Source organism: Telmatobacter sp. DSM 110680, assembly GCF_039994875.1.
Lineage (GTDB): Bacteria > Acidobacteriota > Terriglobia > Terriglobales > Acidobacteriaceae > Telmatobacter.
In genome coordinates, this window is sequence record NZ_CP121196.1 from 596,123 (window position 1) to 612,424 (window position 16,302).

General features: G+C 55.1%; 9 protein-coding genes. 7 read left to right on the plus strand and 2 right to left on the minus strand.

The window, feature by feature from the left end; all coding sequences use genetic code 11:
- The first annotated feature begins 485 nt into the window (after positions 1 to 485).
- The 7 genes from P8935_RS02385 (at position 486) to P8935_RS02415 (ending at position 11,665) form a co-directional block, all read left to right on the plus strand.
- Positions 486 to 2,471, plus strand: coding sequence for a cytochrome c3 family protein (locus P8935_RS02385; RefSeq protein ID WP_348263411.1), 1,986 nt, complete (start codon positions 486 to 488; stop codon positions 2,469 to 2,471).
- Between the two features lie 409 nt (positions 2,472 to 2,880).
- Positions 2,881 to 5,481, plus strand: a complete 2,601-nt coding sequence (locus P8935_RS02390) for a hypothetical protein (protein ID WP_348263412.1) — start codon at positions 2,881 to 2,883, stop codon at positions 5,479 to 5,481.
- A 5-nt stretch (positions 5,482 to 5,486) separates the two neighbouring features.
- A complete protein-coding gene (locus P8935_RS02395; RefSeq protein ID WP_348263413.1) occupies positions 5,487 to 7,232 on the plus strand; it encodes a hypothetical protein in 1,746 nt (581 codons plus the stop codon).
- Positions 7,222 to 8,070 carry a hypothetical protein gene (locus P8935_RS02400; RefSeq protein ID WP_348263414.1) on the plus strand — a complete coding sequence of 283 codons (849 nt, stop codon included), beginning with the start codon at positions 7,222 to 7,224 and terminating at the stop codon, positions 8,068 to 8,070. The genes P8935_RS02395 and P8935_RS02400 overlap by 11 nt, the downstream gene beginning before the upstream one ends.
- Positions 8,067 to 9,035, plus strand: a complete 969-nt coding sequence (locus P8935_RS02405) for a hypothetical protein (protein WP_348263415.1) — start codon at positions 8,067 to 8,069, stop codon at positions 9,033 to 9,035. The genes P8935_RS02400 and P8935_RS02405 overlap by 4 nt, the downstream gene beginning before the upstream one ends.
- Before the next feature lie 3 nt (positions 9,036 to 9,038).
- Positions 9,039 to 10,388 (plus strand): NAD(P)-binding domain-containing protein, encoded by a 1,350-nt coding sequence (locus P8935_RS02410; protein ID WP_348263416.1) that lies wholly within the window; start codon positions 9,039 to 9,041, stop codon positions 10,386 to 10,388.
- On the plus strand, positions 10,385 to 11,665 hold the full coding sequence (locus P8935_RS02415) for a carboxypeptidase-like regulatory domain-containing protein (RefSeq protein ID WP_348263417.1): 1,281 nt from the start codon (positions 10,385 to 10,387) through the stop codon (positions 11,663 to 11,665). The genes P8935_RS02410 and P8935_RS02415 overlap by 4 nt, the downstream gene beginning before the upstream one ends.
- Before the next feature lie 202 nt (positions 11,666 to 11,867).
- On the opposite strand, the gene P8935_RS02420 is transcribed toward P8935_RS02415, so the two are convergent.
- Both P8935_RS02420 and P8935_RS02425 read right to left on the minus strand, forming a co-directional pair.
- Entirely contained in the window at positions 11,868 to 14,807 is a 2,940-nt protein-coding gene (locus tag P8935_RS02420) for a tetratricopeptide repeat protein (RefSeq protein ID WP_348263418.1), read from the minus strand.
- Positions 14,808 to 15,025: 218 nt separating this feature from the next.
- The gene (locus P8935_RS02425; RefSeq protein WP_348263419.1) at positions 15,026 to 16,282 is read right to left on the minus strand and encodes a hypothetical protein; all 1,257 of its coding nucleotides are present in this window, start codon (positions 16,280 to 16,282) and stop codon (positions 15,026 to 15,028) included.
- Positions 16,283 to 16,302 lie beyond the last annotated feature (20 nt).

Sequence of the window (16,302 nt, forward strand, 5' to 3'; positions counted from 1 at the left end):
TCTTAGATTTAATCGTTTAAGACATGGGTGTTCGACGGATTTATCTCGAGATTCGCTTGTATTCGATTCCAGATGATAGATATGCCATGGTGTAGGCAATTGAGGAGCGGAATTCAACGCTGGTTGAATTCGGAACGCCGCAGTTTCCAGATGGTCGAGCAGTCTCGCGCGCTGAGAACGCTGAAACCGAAGTACTGAGCATTGAGGACAAGGGCTAGTCCGTTGCTCCCCTAAGATGGCATACTCAACTACACCATCCTGCTGAATACGCTGCGGAAGTCGTCATCACCTTGAATTATCCCCTCTGCCTTGGCTCACTTCTTTCCTGATCTGCTGGTCTAATGCGAAAAACTTCACGTTGAAGCCTTTTTCTAATTTCAGCCATAGTCGATGGAAAGATTGCAAGGATCGGATGCATGATCGACAGAGTCCGGCATTGTCTGCGACGAGCTAATTCTTCAAACGAGCGCTCTCGAATCAATCGAGTGAATAGACAACGAATCGTGACGGCGGTGTTCGCGGGCTTCCTTGCGATCTCTTCCTTTCTCCATGCGCAGATTTCGCCGGGACCGCTGGCGAAAGCACATCAGAGCCTCACAGGCGACACGAACTGCACCAAGTGTCACGCTGTGTCGACACGCGCACCGTTGTTCCGCTGTCTGGAATGCCACCAGGAAATCGCCGCCGAGCAGAAGCAGAACCGCGGATTGCATGCGTCCTACCCTCATTCAGGACCAGAGGGTACGGCTTGCGTGAAGTGCCACTCGGATCACAACGGAGTGAACTTCCAGATGATCCATTGGGATCCGACGCCGACGGGTTTCGATCACTCAAAGACCGGATACGCACTCGACGGGAAGCATTTCGGAGTGAGCTGCCGCTCGTGCCACATGGCGCAACATGTTTCGGTGCAGGCGCGATCCCTACTTGGGTCAAAAGACCTGAATCACACATGGATGGGGTTATCGCCGAGTTGCGGCACGTGCCACGAAGACAAGCACCAGGGAAGGTTCGGAGCCGATTGTGCGCGGTGCCACTCTACAACGGACTGGAAGACGGCAAATGTCAGTAAGGAAGGATTTGATCACTCAAAGACACGGTTTCCGCTGACGGGAGAACACCGCTACGTGCTTTGTAAGAGCTGCCATACGCAGGGTGAGGATGGACAGCCGCGCTACTCGGGACTCGCGTTTACGAACTGTTCTGACTGTCACCGCGTGGATCCGCACAAGGGCGCATTTAAGCAGGGGTGCGACTCTTGTCACACAACGTTTACGTGGAAAAAGTCGACGTTCTCGACAACATTCGATCATTCGAAGACGCACTTCGCGCTCGAAGGCAAACACGCGGCCGTTGGCTGTGTCGAGTGCCACACCGGTGGAGATTTCAAAACACCTATCGCACATGATGCTTGTGTTGACTGCCACAAGCCGGATCCACACGGCGGACAGTTTGCGAAGCGCAGTGATGGAGGCAAATGCGAGAGTTGTCACACCGTTCAGGGATGGTCGCCGTCAACATTCTCGGCTGCGGAGCATGCAAAGACAGGATTTCCGTTGGTCTTTCCGCACGCACAGGCGAAGTGTGCATCATGTCATGTGCCAGCAGGCAAAGAGACGCGATTCAAGATTAAGTATGCACTCTGCATTGACTGCCACAAGGACGAGCATGATGGCCAATTCGCCGCCGCCCCATGGAATGACCGATGCGAAAAGTGTCACGATGGAGCAACGTTCAAGACGACCAGCTACTCACTTGCGTTGCACCAGAAGTCCAACTTCCCACTGACCGGAGGTCACATCGCAATTGCCTGCATCAGTTGTCACAAAGCACCGAGCGGCACCAAAGTAATCCCTTATCACTTCAGTCAACTGGCATGTACGACCTGTCACGAGGATGTGCATCACGGGCAGTTCGCGGAACGGATGGCTGCGCACAATGCTGCAGGTCGACCTCCGGGGTGCGAGGCCTGTCATTCAACGAAGGGATGGAACGGCCTGACAAAATTCAATCACGATGCGACGCGGTTTCCGCTGGTGGGATCGCACCGGGCAGTGGCATGCGCGGAATGTCACAAACCGCGGAATCTCGAACTCACGATGCGCCACGTTGACTTCACAAAAACCCCTGATAAATGCGGGGAATGCCACGAAAACCCTCATGCCGATCAATTTGGAAGCCGCGCGCAGCAGTGCGAATCATGCCACAACAGCAACAAGTGGCGGCCTTCGTTATTTGATCATGAAAGGACAGGATTTCCGCTGAAGGGAGGTCATGAGAATGTCGCATGTTCTGCATGCCACACGCTGAAGAGACGGATCAATGAAGCCGAGGTGCTGTTCTACAAGCCAACGCCGAAGAACTGCGAGGCGTGTCATGGTGGGAACATTCCAAAGGCAAGAGTGACCAGCGCCTGGCACCAAGATGAAGAGAAGTTCATCTTGAGAGCACATGACTATGGCCTTTTGTAATGGACTGAAAATCTCTTGTTGTTGTATCTTCTTTTAAATTGGTGATCAGGCTCACGACAGTCCCCGATCGCCGTCGATTCTAAAGACTCGCTATTTTGACGGCTGTTGCCTTCAACCAATAACCACCGGACTCTGCCCGTTAGAGGAAGGTCGCGCCACCCGCTGAAGCCAGCTGACGCTTCTTGGCCGCCCATATAAATACCCGGTAACCGCTTGATCTGCGTACCAGGTTCTTTCGAACTTTCGAAGTAGCTGCTGATCTGCCCTTAAGCACTCAGTGGCGTCTGCGTTTTTGCGCGTCATGCGGCGAAGTTACCGCCGCCGCCGCAGAGATGCGGGAAGAGCCTTTCTGTCTTCGCGCGCTGAAAGTGCGATGGCTGACTGACGCAGCGGAGGACGTGACAGAAGGATGGGTGGTAAGCGCAATCTGGTTCTGTTGATTTTTGTTGCGCCCCTGGTTGCGGCGATGACGCTGCAAAAGCCTGCGGAAAATTCGCGCCCGCAGGTAGGCGGTCCGCAGGCAAAGGTCACGAACCCGCACGGACCTATATCCGTCGCCTGCCAGGAGTGCCACACTTACACAAGTTGGAAGCCAATCCGCTCGACCCCGGAATTCAATCACGACCAGACGGGCTATCCACTGCGGGGTATGCATCAAAAGGTCGCTTGCACACAATGTCACACGAGCTTGATCTTCAAAAACGTGAGCAAGCACTGCGCAGATTGCCATGCCGATATTCATCGCCGGCAGTTTGGTGCGAATTGTGAGAATTGCCATACGGTCAAAGGTTGGCAGGTTTCAAACAAGGAGATCCGCGATCATCTCAATCGCTTCCCACTGGTGGGAGCACATGCGCTGCTGGAATGTGTGGATTGTCATAAAAATGCGGCGGTGGCACAATTCACGGGCTTGTCGACGGCTTGCTACTCATGCCATCAAAAAGACTTTCTAACACCGGTCCTTGACCACGTGGCGGCGAGCTTTCCAACGACTTGCGAGAACTGCCACACGATGGATACCTGGTTCAATGCAAAGTTCGATCATCTGAAGATGACGGGCTATGCATTGACCGGAGCGCATATTGCGTTACCTTGCACAGCGTGCCACCTCAACAATGTATTCAAAGGAACACCTGCAACGTGCTTTGGCTGCCACGCGAAAGATTTTACGAGTAGCAATAATCCTCCGCATGCGCAGCTTGGGCTGCCGCACGATTGTGGCACGTGCCACTCCACGACGAACTGGCTGAATGCAAAATTCGATCACGCGGCATACGCCAACTACCCCTTGACCGGCATGCATGCGACGGTTTCCTGCGCGCAGTGCCATACAAACAACAACTACACGTCAACCCCGACGGCATGCTACGCCTGCCATAAGGCGGACTTCAGTGGGACGAACAGTCCGAGTCACGTAAATTCGGGATTTCCGACAGATTGCACTCTTTGCCACACAACAAGCGGGTGGAGTCCGTCGACTTTCAACCACAGCGCAACGACGTTCCCTCTCACCGGTGCGCATACCACCGTGCCCTGCGCTCAGTGCCACACGAACAACAACTACACGACACTGCCAACAACCTGTTACGGGTGCCACCAGACGGACTTCACAGCAACAAACAACCCACCGCACGTTTCATCAGGATTTCCGACAGATTGTACGCAGTGCCACAACACGACTTCGTGGACGCTTGCGACCTTCAATCACAACAACACTTCGTTCCCGCTGACGGGAGCTCACACGACGGTGCCTTGCGCGAGCTGCCACACGAACAACAACTACACGACGCTTCCCACGACTTGCTATGGGTGCCATCAGGCCGACTTCAATGGTACGAACAACCCAGGACACGCGGCTTCTGGTTTTCCCACCGACTGCACGCTTTGTCACACCACCAGCAATTGGACGACGTCCACTTTCAATCATGCAGCAGTATTCCCGCTCACCGGCGCACACGCTACCGTACCGTGCGCGCAGTGTCATACGAATAACAACTACACAACACTGCCAACAACCTGCTATGGCTGCCACCAGACAGATTTCAAGGGAACCACAAACCCAAGTCACGCTGCAGCTGGATTTCCGACGACCTGCGACACCTGTCACAGCACGACCAATTGGACCAACGTCAACTTTAACCATGCGGTATATGCGAACTACCCCCTCACTGGACTACACGCGACCTTGACGTGCGTCCAGTGCCACACGAATAACAATTACTCGTCGACTCCGACTGCATGTTACTCGTGTCACCAGGCAGATTTCAGCGGAACGACTAATCCCAATCATGTGTCCTCAGGTTTTCCGACTGACTGCTCGATCTGCCACACGACAAGTGGATGGAGCCCGTCTTCCTTCAACCACAACAACACGGCCTTCCCGCTGACTGGAGCGCACACGACGCTACAGTGCTTGCAGTGTCACACGAATAACAACTACACAACCCTGCCCACAACGTGTTACGGGTGCCACCAGACGGACTGGAACGGAACGAACAACCCGAATCATGCATCCGCTGGTTTTCCCACGACCTGCGATACCTGCCACACAACAACTTCGTGGGCGGGCGCCACCTTCAATCACAACAACACCCCGTTTCCATTGACGGGTGCGCACGTGAACGTAGCGTGCAATCAATGTCACATCAACAACGTGTTCGCCGGCACGCCGACCGACTGTTACTCGTGCCACAAAGCCGATTTCACTGCGACGACGAGTCCCAACCACGTGAGCGCCGGCTGGCCGACCACATGCACCACCTGCCATACCACCACCGCGTGGGTTCCGGCGACGTTGCCATCGCAGTACCACACCTTCTTCCCGTTGAATCACGGAAGTGCGAATGGCGTGTGCACGACTTGTCATACCAACTCAAGCGACTACTCGATATTCACGTGTACGAATTGCCACACCGCAGCAGCCACCAACCCGAAACACAGTGGCGTATCGGGATACGTGTACAACAGCGTGAACTGCTATGCCTGCCACAAAAACGGCAACGGAGGTTAGCAACGATGCGGCGTCTTTTGAGCATCCTGATGCTCTCCGTGCCGATGTGGGCACAGAGCGCACCACAAGAGCCACAGGTGACGGCCCCGAGCGCTACTGCCCCCATGCGCACGGAGTTTCACGTTCAGTATGTGAATGGAAACAACGCATACATTGATGGCGGCCGAGATGCAGGGTTGCAGGAAGGGACAGCGGTGGTTCTCAAACAAGATCCGACGAAAGCTTCTCCTGGGAATACTGCGATAGAGCCTGGGGTCATCGGGAAGCTGAAGGTGGTCGCGATTGCATCGTCGTCAGCGGTGTGTGAGGTGGAATTAAGCAGCAGGAACATCGTTTCAGGCGATGTTCTCTCGCTCCCCGACAGTGAGGTCTCAAAGCTAGTAGAAAAAAGCGCACTGGGAAATACGCGGCAATACCCAATGGTGATCAGCTTCAGCGCTGGTGATCCGCTGGACGAAGAGGTGCGCGAAACGTTGCCTCGTCCGCCGTTACCCGAAGTGAATCAGATCAGAGGGAGGATCGGCTTCGACATAAGCTCCATTCGAGAAATTGGGCAGGGCGCGTCGGTCTCGAATTCCTATGGGATGGTTTTCCGTGCCGATTTCACACGAATGTTCGGAACTCACTGGAACCTCAACGGCTACTGGCGCGGGAACCTGCGGCAAAATTCATCTGCATATCAAAGCTCTATCCAGGATCTCATCAATCGTACGTACCTGATGAGTCTGACGTATATGAATCCGGAGTCGCGCTGGTCTGCAGGCATAGGAAGGCTGTATGTGCCATACGCAAACAGCTTGGAGACGATCGATGGGGCCTATGGCGGAATGCAGTTTTCCAAGCACGCAATGCTGGGCATGTTTGCAGGTTCAACTCCGGATCCGACTGCCTGGGACTATAACCCTCAGCGGCGGATCGGCGGCCTCTATGTGAATGTGCATGGCGGAAACTTTGACTCGTTTCGATACTCGACAAGCACGGGCTACGGCGTCGAATTGCTGAAATGGACCGTGAACCGGCCATTCGTGTTTGCCGAGAATGATTTCTCGTTCAAAAGATACTTCGCTCTTTACCACTCGATGCAGATCGACCGTCCAACGGCCAATCCGGGAATGGCTGCAGTTAGCACAGGCATCGGACAGAGCCTGCTCTCACTTCGAGTTGAGGTGCATCCTCGAGTAACCCTCGATTTGACCGACACGTATTTCCGCGATGTACCCACGTACGATCCGACGTTGGTTGGTACCGGACTACTGGATAAGTATCTCTATCAGGGGATCAATGGCGGGGCGCGCATTCAATTTCCGCGCCATATCACAGGTTATTTCAGCCTCGGAAGCAGCAGCGATTCCACTGATCCGAAGAGTGCGCTGAACAAGATGTTTGGCGCGACGGTGGCAAATATCTGGAAGACCGGATTAACGGCGGACGTACGGCTTGCGCAGTTTGACAGTTCTTTCGCGTCTGGAAAATATACAACGATTACAGTGTCGCGCGAGATGATTGACAATCTGCGGTTGAATCTCCAGTTTGGCAGATATACATATACATCGCCGGTCGCCTCGAATAGCGATTCATCCTTTGTCAACTTCCTGTTCGAGTCGAACTTGGGCGCGAAGCTGTTCTTTGAGAGCATGTACACGATCCAGCGCGGCGGCACGCTGAACTACAACCAGTGGACATCGACACTCGGATATCGTTTTGACAATCGGACCCGAACACGCAAGCCGGAGAGCACAAATGCGCCGTAAATACTGGACAGTTGCAATCTTACTTACTCTTGCGGCCTGTGCACCGCGGGCAGACGCGCAGCTTACGAGCTCATCCGATCCCCTGGTACTCGCTCAGAAACAGATCGCGCGGTATCTGTCCAAATTGGCAGATCTTCATTGTTTAGAGATCGTGACACAGCAGAAACTCAATGCGAAGGGACACGTTGATGAAACGGAGCGTTCACAGTTCGATTACCTGATCATGATGAACGGCAGCGACGACGAGTTCCAGTTGAACGAGTCGCGCATTGAGCCGCCGGATGCAAAGCACAAGTCGATCTCCACTCCGATGCTGACCACGAATGGAATCTCCACCCTGCTACTCGTGTTTCATCCGTACTATAGCAATGCTTTCTCGTTCGCAACCGGACGAGAAGAGATGCTTGGGAACAAGGCTGCGATACCGATTCACTTTGCGCATATTAACGGGCGCAGGACGCCAGCCGCGCTGGCCTTGAGAGGCCGTGAATATCCTCTTGAGTTTCAGGGGACTGCATGGATGGATGAGGCATCGGGCGAGGTGATTCAGGTGAATGCAAGCCTTATGCACGACATGAGTGATGTAGGGCTGCGTTCAATGGAGATTCACGTTGAATACAAGCCCGAAAATCTCGGCAAGGAAACGTGGACGCTTCCTGCCAAGGCTGTCGTCGACGTGACGACGCCTCGACAGCACTGGCGCAATACGCACGTCTTCCAGAGTTACAAGTCGTTCTCGACGGATGCGCAACAGGATCCGAACTTTAAGGTTCACCCCGACTCGCTCGCCCCGCCGGGATCGGAAACGAGCAAGCCTGATGTGAAGGAGCAGCAATGAGCATGACAATTCTCCAGATGAGCGCAACCTCCGCTGCCGCATTGCGAGAACAGCGTAAGGAACGCCGGCATCGCGTCCGAGTAATGGTGGCGTCATTCGCGGCGTTTGCTTTTCTGATTTCGATTGGTATCTATGGAGCAAGCTACTACATCCTGCCGCTCGATCAGCGGCCTTACTCTGAGAAGCATGAGCTTCTGAAGCCAAGCGGGGCAATCGGGCTGAAGCTTGGAGTGTTTGGTACCATCTTGTTCTTCATCATCTTTCTATATGCGCTACGCAAAGTAATCCCTTGGCTGGGACGGATTGGGACGGCGCGGCACTGGATGGATTTTCACGTCATCGCAGGTGTTTCTGCACCGTTTGTCATCGCCTTTCATGCATCGTTCAAATTTGGCGGAATTGCTGGCGTCGCCTTCTGGATCATGCTCGCGGTTGCATTAAGCGGCGTGGTGGGCAGGTATCTGTATGCACAGATTCCACGTTCGTTAACGGCGGCCGAGTTGTCATTGAGCGAACTTCATGAAAACGAGAGCGCGCTCGCTGAGTTTTTGCTGGTGCAATCGGTATTCACAGAGGAGCAGTTGCGAAGAGCATTGAGGATGGCTTCTCCTGACCGTGCGAGTCGCATCGGAGCCATTGGCGCGATCTGCCAGATGATAATGCTGGACATCGGAATGCCGTTCAGAATGGCGAAGCTGAGGCGCATTGTGGGAGGACCGGCGAGGGGACTGAGATCGCTAGGGGGGCTGATATCCACCGGAAATCTCGAGGTAGAAGAAATCATCGGGATCGTGAAGCAAAAAGCGTCACTCTCGAAACGTGTAGTGTTCCTGGATCAAACACAGCGCGTGTTTCACCTGTGGCATGTGATCCACAGGCCATTCAGCTATGCGTTTGCCCTGCTCGCCATTCTGCATATCGCAGTCGTTATGGGTCTTGGATTCGCCGGAATGGGGATGCGTTAGGCGATGGAAACCTTGCTGACATGGCTGATTGCCGGAAGCGTACTCGGCTTCTTCCTGGTCCGATATTGGCGCGAGCATAAGCGCAAGGAGGAGCAGGCACGCGAGCGGGCCGAACAAGGGCCCATGTTTTCCGATGGGCCCAAAGCGCAGCATCCACGGATTCTGAGCGACGCGTGCATCGGATGCGGTGCCTGCGTGTCGGTGTGTCCGGAGGGCGATGTGCTGGCGCTGATCGATGGGAAGGCAACGATCGTAAACGGACACAAGTGCATCGGGCATGGGCTTTGCGCGGAGGAGTGCCCCGTGGGCGCGATCACGATGGTCATGGCGAAGCCGAGTTCTGGCGCGGATATGCCGATCATCAGCGGTGAATACGAGACCAGCGTGTCAAATCTTTTCATTGCGGGCGAGCTTGGAGGGCTGGCCCTGATCAAAAACGCGGTTAACCAGGGGCGCGACTGCGTGGATGTAATCGCCCAGCGTTTAGGCTCATCGACGCATCGCCCAACAGACTGCGCTGTTTTCGATGTGATCATTGTCGGCGCTGGTCCGGCTGGGATCAGCGCATCGTTGAGGGCCGCGGAACATGGGCTGCGCGCGCTGACTCTGGAGCGCGAGAGCGTGGGTGGGACTGTCTCGAAATACCCGAGGCAAAAGCTGGTGATGACGAGCCCGGTGGAGTTTCCCCTTCACGGTAGATTCAGTAAAACCACACTCTCTAAGGAAGACCTTCTCGCGTTTTGGCAGAAGATCATGGCACGTTCCGATTTAAATATTCGGACGGCAGAAGCGGTGAATTCAGTGCAGAAGCTGGCCGACGGACTCTTTCGGGTTCGAACGGCCGAGGAGGAGCATCTTTCCCGGGCTGTGGTATTGGCGATCGGGCGTGCCGGAACTCCGCGCAAGCTTGGCGTGAAAGGAGAGGAACTGCCGCACGTGCTGTATCGGCTGATAGAGGCCGACCACTACACCGGCAAAAGCATCCTTGTCGTCGGCGGTGGAGACAGCGCCGTCGAAGCAGCAATGGGACTGGCGCACCAAGCTGGCAACAGGGTTATACTCTCGTACCGCAAAGGCGAGTTTAGCCGGCTGAAAGATCGCAACGCGAAACGCATCGTCGAACACATCGCCAGCGGCAAGCTCGAGGTGTTATTCAACTCGATCCCAATCGAGTTTCGTGAAGGCAGTGTGCTGATTGAGGTTGACGGAGAGATACGAGAACTTCCGAACGATTTCGTATGGATCTTCGCAGGGGGTACATCGCCATCGGATTTTCTGAAGTCGGCGGGGATTGCATTCGGAGGAGATAGTCCGCACGTGGCGGTTGAGACGAAATCCAGGAGTATTGCATGAAGAAGATCCTTCGCATGACTGCAGCCTTGACGTTGTCAGCGGCTGCAAGCGCCCATGCGGCTGCGGTAAATGGAACCGTCACCAACAAGACAACCAATAAGCCTGCTGCGGGCGATAAGGTCACATTAGTGGATCCGAGCGCAGGCATGGCAGACGCTGCCAGCACAGTAACGGATACGGCCGGCCAGTTCAGATTGCAGACGCCGGGTAATGCATCTTATCTGATTCGTGTCGAACATCAGGGTGGGACCTATTTCATCGCTGCTCCGCAAGGTGGCTCCCCTGCTGATATCACCGTCTACGACGTGGGAGAGAAGGTCGATGGAGTCGGGATCGACGCGGACATGCTTCTGATTGAAGCCGGTCGAGGGACATTGCGCGTTCGGGAGCGCTATCTTGTGCGGAACCTGAGCTCACCGCCGCGGACGCAGTTCAGCGATAAGACGTTTGAGATTGTGTTGCCCGACGGAGCGCAGCTTGATGAGGCGGCTGCCACGCGTCCCGGAGGGCTGGGGACAAGAACCCATCTAATTCCCCTCGCGCAGACCGGACATTACACATTCAATGTGCCGATCCAGCCCGACCAGGGTGAGAAGGAGACGCTGTTCGAGGTGCAATATCATTTCGTGTACAACGGACGTCATGCATTGGCTGCACGACCTCAGATGATGGCAGACAATGTTGTGGTGTATACGGCGAAGGGCATTGAGTTCGCGCCACAGGGTGGTTCGCGTTTCCAGGCAACACAGGAAGACCCGAAAGTCGAAACCCACGTGGTCAGGAATGTGCATCCGGGCGAGGAGATCAGTTTTACGGTCTCTGGCGAAGGCGAGATGCCGGTGGACGCAACGGGATCGGCGATGCAGCCGGCGAGTTCCCCGGGCGGAGGCAGGCCCGGAGGAGGAATCGGTACGCCGATCGCATCACCCGACCCTCTTACCGGCTCAAAATCCTGGCTTCTTGGCGGATTTGCGGTTCTGCTTGCTGGAATAGCCTTCTTCGTTTTACGTAGAAGAGCAGACGGTGAGATCAGCACAAATCGCACGCCTGTCGCCGAGGTTTTCCCGCTGAGCGACGTCATGGAGAATCCTCGCGCAACAGTACAACTTCCACCGACCATTCAGGTCGAGCGGCAAGGTTCGCTGCTAGAAACACTAAAAGAGGAACTTTTTGCGCTTGAACAGGACAAAATTGCCGGCCTGCTTTCAGCTGAAGAATATGCGCAAGCCAAGGCAGGTTTGCAGGCTGTGCTCAAGCGCGTTTTGAACGTGAAGTAGGAACCTCAATCACCTTGTCTCTCAGGAATTCACGCCCCCGCTGCGAATCGATCGCGGGATCGTACTGCCACAGCATTTTGCCTGTCTTCGCGTCCATCGCGGGATGAGCCTGCTGTTTGAAGCTGAAATCGGGATGAATTGCTAGCTCTGGCTGGAGACGAGCATTAGCATTGCCTCGTCACTCGATCAAGATCTGCGCGAGTTATCGAGGAGGCTTGTTCATGGCCTCGGCTTCAGGCGGATGGGAATTGAGACTAGCAGCCTGGTCTGCATACAAAACAAAGCCCCGATCGCGGGCTTGTTGAGAAAGCGCAACGAGATGGGCGCTCCCCACTGACGGCGATAACTTCGATTCGACATCAGCAAGTGCCAGCCTTGCTTCGCACTCCAGCGTATAAAAACCAATTCTGTGCGCCCGCTGAATCAAAGATTTAAGGTCGCGCTGGACGACTAGAAGGCCTTCACTCCGATGCGGAGCAGCAGAGGCTTCCGCGCTATCGATGCGCAGCGCGAGCAACTCGAGCGGCATCCCCAAAACGGGGAACTCGTGAAGGTCAGTAAGCTTTTTCGCGCGTTGAATCAGTGTTTTGCTCTCATTGATTTTTCCTTGCGCCAAAAGAGCTTGGCCGAGCGCAAGGTAACCGCTGAGTTCCTCTCCAGCATTCTTGTCTTTTTCGAATACTGCGATAACATCATGCAACTCTCGCTCTGCTTGATCCGGGTGGTGTCGGTCAATGCTCAGCTGAATGAGCGAAAGTTGCAGATTTACTGTGGACGCATTCGCTTTTTTCAGAATTTCGACTGCTTCCTCATAGCTTCTCTGCGACGCGTTCAGGTCTCCCTGTTGACGCTGGACGTCTCCCAAACCTGACACTGCATTCGCGAATAACCATGGGTCTCCGCCCCATGATCGATAGAATGCAACTTGCGCGTTCAACTCGCTCATTGCGTCGTTAAGCTCTCCCTTGATCAGCAGCATGCCTGGATGACCAGTTGCGGGGATAGAACTCGTCGCCATCTTTGCTGCCCTGCCAAACTCCCGGGCCTCCTCGTACAGCCTCTCCGCCTTATCGAAATTGCCATGCCATTGCTCGATGTCGGCAAGGTTGGATGTAACGACGGCGAGATTCACGCGATCATTTACGACTGTGAAATTCTGCTTCGCTTTGCGATATTCCTCCTCAGCGCGCGCCCACTGACCCTGATCCTGGTAAACCAGCGACAAGTTGTTCAGAGCGACGCCCATGTTCTCGTAGTCGCCGCTTTCGTTGAAGGTACGAATTGCCTCCTCGTAAAGAGGAATGGCTTCCAGCGCATGACCGGTGAGCCGTTGATTCTCGGCCATGATCTGCAGCGTGGCCCCGGCGAGATTACGATTTCCAGCGGCCGTGTAAATCTCAAATGCTTCGTGGCACTCGGGTGGATTCTGGAGGTGTTGCCGATTGAGCAGGCAAAGGTTTTGCTCAGCCCTTGCGTACACCAGTCTCTGATTCTGAGATTGCGCTTTCTGGGCGGCCGTCCGAAATAGTTTTTCGGCGGCATCGACATCTTTGCGCATTTGCAGTGGAGCTTCACGTAGGTCTATCCGGGCGTCGTTGCTTGCAGGCGGAGGCAGACGTCGCAGTTGGCGAATGGTCTCAAGAGATTCATCGGGATGATATGAATCCAGTTGAAGTTTTGCCAGCTGCAAGCCGTAGTCGAGGCTATCGGGAAACATATTGAAGAGAACGCGATAGATATCCGCTGCTTTCCCGCGGTCGCCAAGTGCCTGATCGTAGCTGGCCTCGATCTCCATTTTCTGTATGCGTGGAAGGCCCGATGACAGGTCCACTCCTTTTTTGGCTTCCACCTTTGCCTGGTCATAATGCCCAAGAAACAGTTCGGTCCTTGACAGCATGGAGTGTGCCAGCGGAAATCCTGCCTCGGTCGCAATGGCCTGCTCAAAGAACCCACGAGCTGTTTCGAAATCATATGCGCGGAGTCTTTCAAGACCGAGGGCGTAGAAGCGGGCAGCTTCAGGATCTGCGGGCAGCGTAGCTTGCACCATGGTTTCGTCGGAGTCTCCAGTGCTGCCAACACCGAGGCGGTTTCTTAACTTCCCACCAATGCGGCTGACGATTGCAAACAGGTCTTCGCTGGCTCCGATCTCCGCGATTTCGCACATCACTTCGCCGGTCTTCGCATCCTGCAGGCGAGCATCGACCCTGATTTGCCCGTGCTCGGGCTTGCCGATTGTGGTGTAGGAACCAAGCACAAGGAGATCGCTGTCGAGTGCACTGCCGATCCGCGAGGTAGTCACCCGATCAAGCGTGTCAGTCTTCGCCCACGGTGAGTAGTTGCGCAGATTGGCAATATCCTCGGCCGATACGAGTCGGAGCTTATCACCGCTCGCCAATTCGGTGCTCAGCATCTCGGACAGTGCGGTGCCCAGCCACGCGTCGTTGGAAGCGCCGGAAAGACTCTTAAACCCCAGCACGGCTACGGAACTGCGCACACTCACTTTTGCAGCAACCGGCGTTGTCGACGCGATGGCGGCCGATTTGATTCCGTTCCAGCGCATCCACCCCGCGCTCAGGGCAACCACGAGAAACACTGAAGCTGCCACATACAGCAGCGGCGAATCGGGTAAGCTGCGCCGAGAACCAGAAGCAGGTTCGAGGGATCCAACCGCAGATGTCGTTGGTGGTGGAAGTGAGGCCGGAGCATCGAGCGGCTCAGGCTCCGCGCGAATTACCGTGACCGGCGCGATGAAACGGTACCCTCGTCGAGGAACCGTCTCAATGAAGCGTGGGTTTTCAGGGTTATCGTCGATAACCGCGCGGAGTTTTTTGAGGATGACATTGAGACTACCGTCGAAGTCGACGAACGTTCCATCTGGCCAGATGCTGGAGCGCAGCTCATCGCGTCCTACAATTTCTCCTGAACGTTCGAGCAGCAGAATCAAGACCCGAAAAGGCTGGTCTTGAATCTTGACGCGCACACCATTGCGCAGAAGCGTTTTTTGTACGACGTCCGCCTCGAATAAACCGAATCGGAAGCTGCGCGCGGGGGAAGATGCGTGTTGCATGTCCTGCCGACCCAACTGAGATGCGCCATCATAGCACGAAACGCTTCCCATCCGTAATGTTTCCAAACCGCTCATAGTAAGTGGATTAGCTCGTCTTTGTAAGAAACGCCATGACATCTAACTTGCCCACGCCTCTGAAGAAGCGGCCGTCGCATCAAGGCCGGGCGCACCGGTTTGCCCGAATCGCAATAACGCCAACGATCACTGCGATAAGAGAGTTTCGCATTTCATCTTCCTGCTGGTTCTTCTGTTTGAAACGCTCGATCAATGGTGACTCGAGCATTGGTTTCGTTTCAGAATCCACTGCGCAGTGGTTGTGTGCCGGCGGGACCGATAAGCCACACCCGCACTGCATATTGCGAGGAGTTCAAATTGAAGTTGAAATGAGGGGGGATACGATTAGCACATGTTTCGCTCGCCCACGCAATCACAAAGCCGTGCGAGCTCCAATTCGTCGTCCAGTTTCCCTGGGACTCAGCTTGAACGTTTTCGCCGGGGCATGACGCGTCAAAAACCGACAATTGAACGCTCTCCACCATCCATCCAGGAGCCAGCTGCGATAGATCGTAGCTGTCCTTCCCGGTCGAGAACCGCGAAGGGTCTGAGCGAGCCACAAATGCCGAGGTTCCCACCGCACCCGGTGGAACCTGCTCGCTTGTGAACGGTGGCGATTCGAATTCTAACTGCTGGATTGCGCGCACAGAGGTTGCAGTTGCATCAAGCGCGACCCATGCAGCGGGAATGTTCTTAAAGAGTTGAGGTTCTCCGCGGGAGGCTACAAAAGAGCAACCATTAAGTTGCGCCTCTTGTCCATTGGGGAACTGAATGATGAGATCGCCGACGAAATCCGAAACGGATCTCAACCCCGGATCGATATAGACATCGATGGCGTCATCCTTCCATGCTCGCGCTCCGTCCAGACGTAAATTGATTTGCGCTGCCGGAACTCCGGGCTGGAGAGCGTGCGAACTCAATTGAAGCCGGACGGTGCCAGCAATCTGCCCGAAAGAACACCCCTCGAGATGGAAATGATTGTCAGGCTCTGCCGGAGTGAAGACTGGACCAGCGGCCTTGCCGTTGACGGAGCGGATGGTGGGTGCGATACACGGCACCGACGAATGCAATGGCTGCACTCCTGCTGCCGGCTCCATCAAGGCAGTTGAAATCGTGTGCACAGTGGGGAGCAGCGTAGTCGCTTGATCGGAGAGAAGCGGGTGAGTTTGAGACAACGCGACTGTGGTACCGAGATGCGACTGACGCCACAACCGCTGTTCAGCAAGCGAAGCAACTACATCTCGGTCAAGTCCACCAGCAGCAATCCGCGGATTCTTGATGCGAGGTCCGGTGATCAATCTCGCGTGAGCAAGGGTTTGCAGCCGCAATTGCTGATAGCGATCTGCGGGCAGGCTTCCTTCAGGCTGTCCGCTCTGCGTCGTCTTGCCGGCAGCCATCGCGAACTCTCGGAACAATCCCTCCGATAAGCCCGCAATGCTCGATGGGAGCCTTGGGCCGATGGCACACATCGCAAGGAGAATAATGAGCAGGTTCATGTCATCCAGCTGTCTCGGTG

Bases quoted from the DNA above. Each gene is read 5' to 3' on its own strand.
- P8935_RS02400 (WP_348263414.1), top strand. From the start codon at position 7,222: ATGCGCCGTAAATACTGGACAGTTGCAATCTTACTTACTCTTGCGGCC.
- P8935_RS02415 (WP_348263417.1), top strand. From the start codon at position 10,385: ATGAAGAAGATCCTTCGCATGACTGCAGCCTTGACGTTGTCAGCGGCT.
- P8935_RS02390 (WP_348263412.1), top strand. From the start codon at position 2,881: ATGGGTGGTAAGCGCAATCTGGTTCTGTTGATTTTTGTTGCGCCCCTG.
- P8935_RS02410 (WP_348263416.1), top strand. From the start codon at position 9,039: ATGGAAACCTTGCTGACATGGCTGATTGCCGGAAGCGTACTCGGCTTC.
- P8935_RS02420 (WP_348263418.1), bottom strand. From the start codon at position 14,807: ATGAGCGGTTTGGAAACATTACGGATGGGAAGCGTTTCGTGCTATGAT.
- P8935_RS02425 (WP_348263419.1), bottom strand. From the start codon at position 16,282: ATGAACCTGCTCATTATTCTCCTTGCGATGTGTGCCATCGGCCCAAGG.
- P8935_RS02395 (WP_348263413.1), top strand. From the start codon at position 5,487: ATGCGGCGTCTTTTGAGCATCCTGATGCTCTCCGTGCCGATGTGGGCA.
- P8935_RS02405 (WP_348263415.1), top strand. From the start codon at position 8,067: ATGAGCATGACAATTCTCCAGATGAGCGCAACCTCCGCTGCCGCATTG.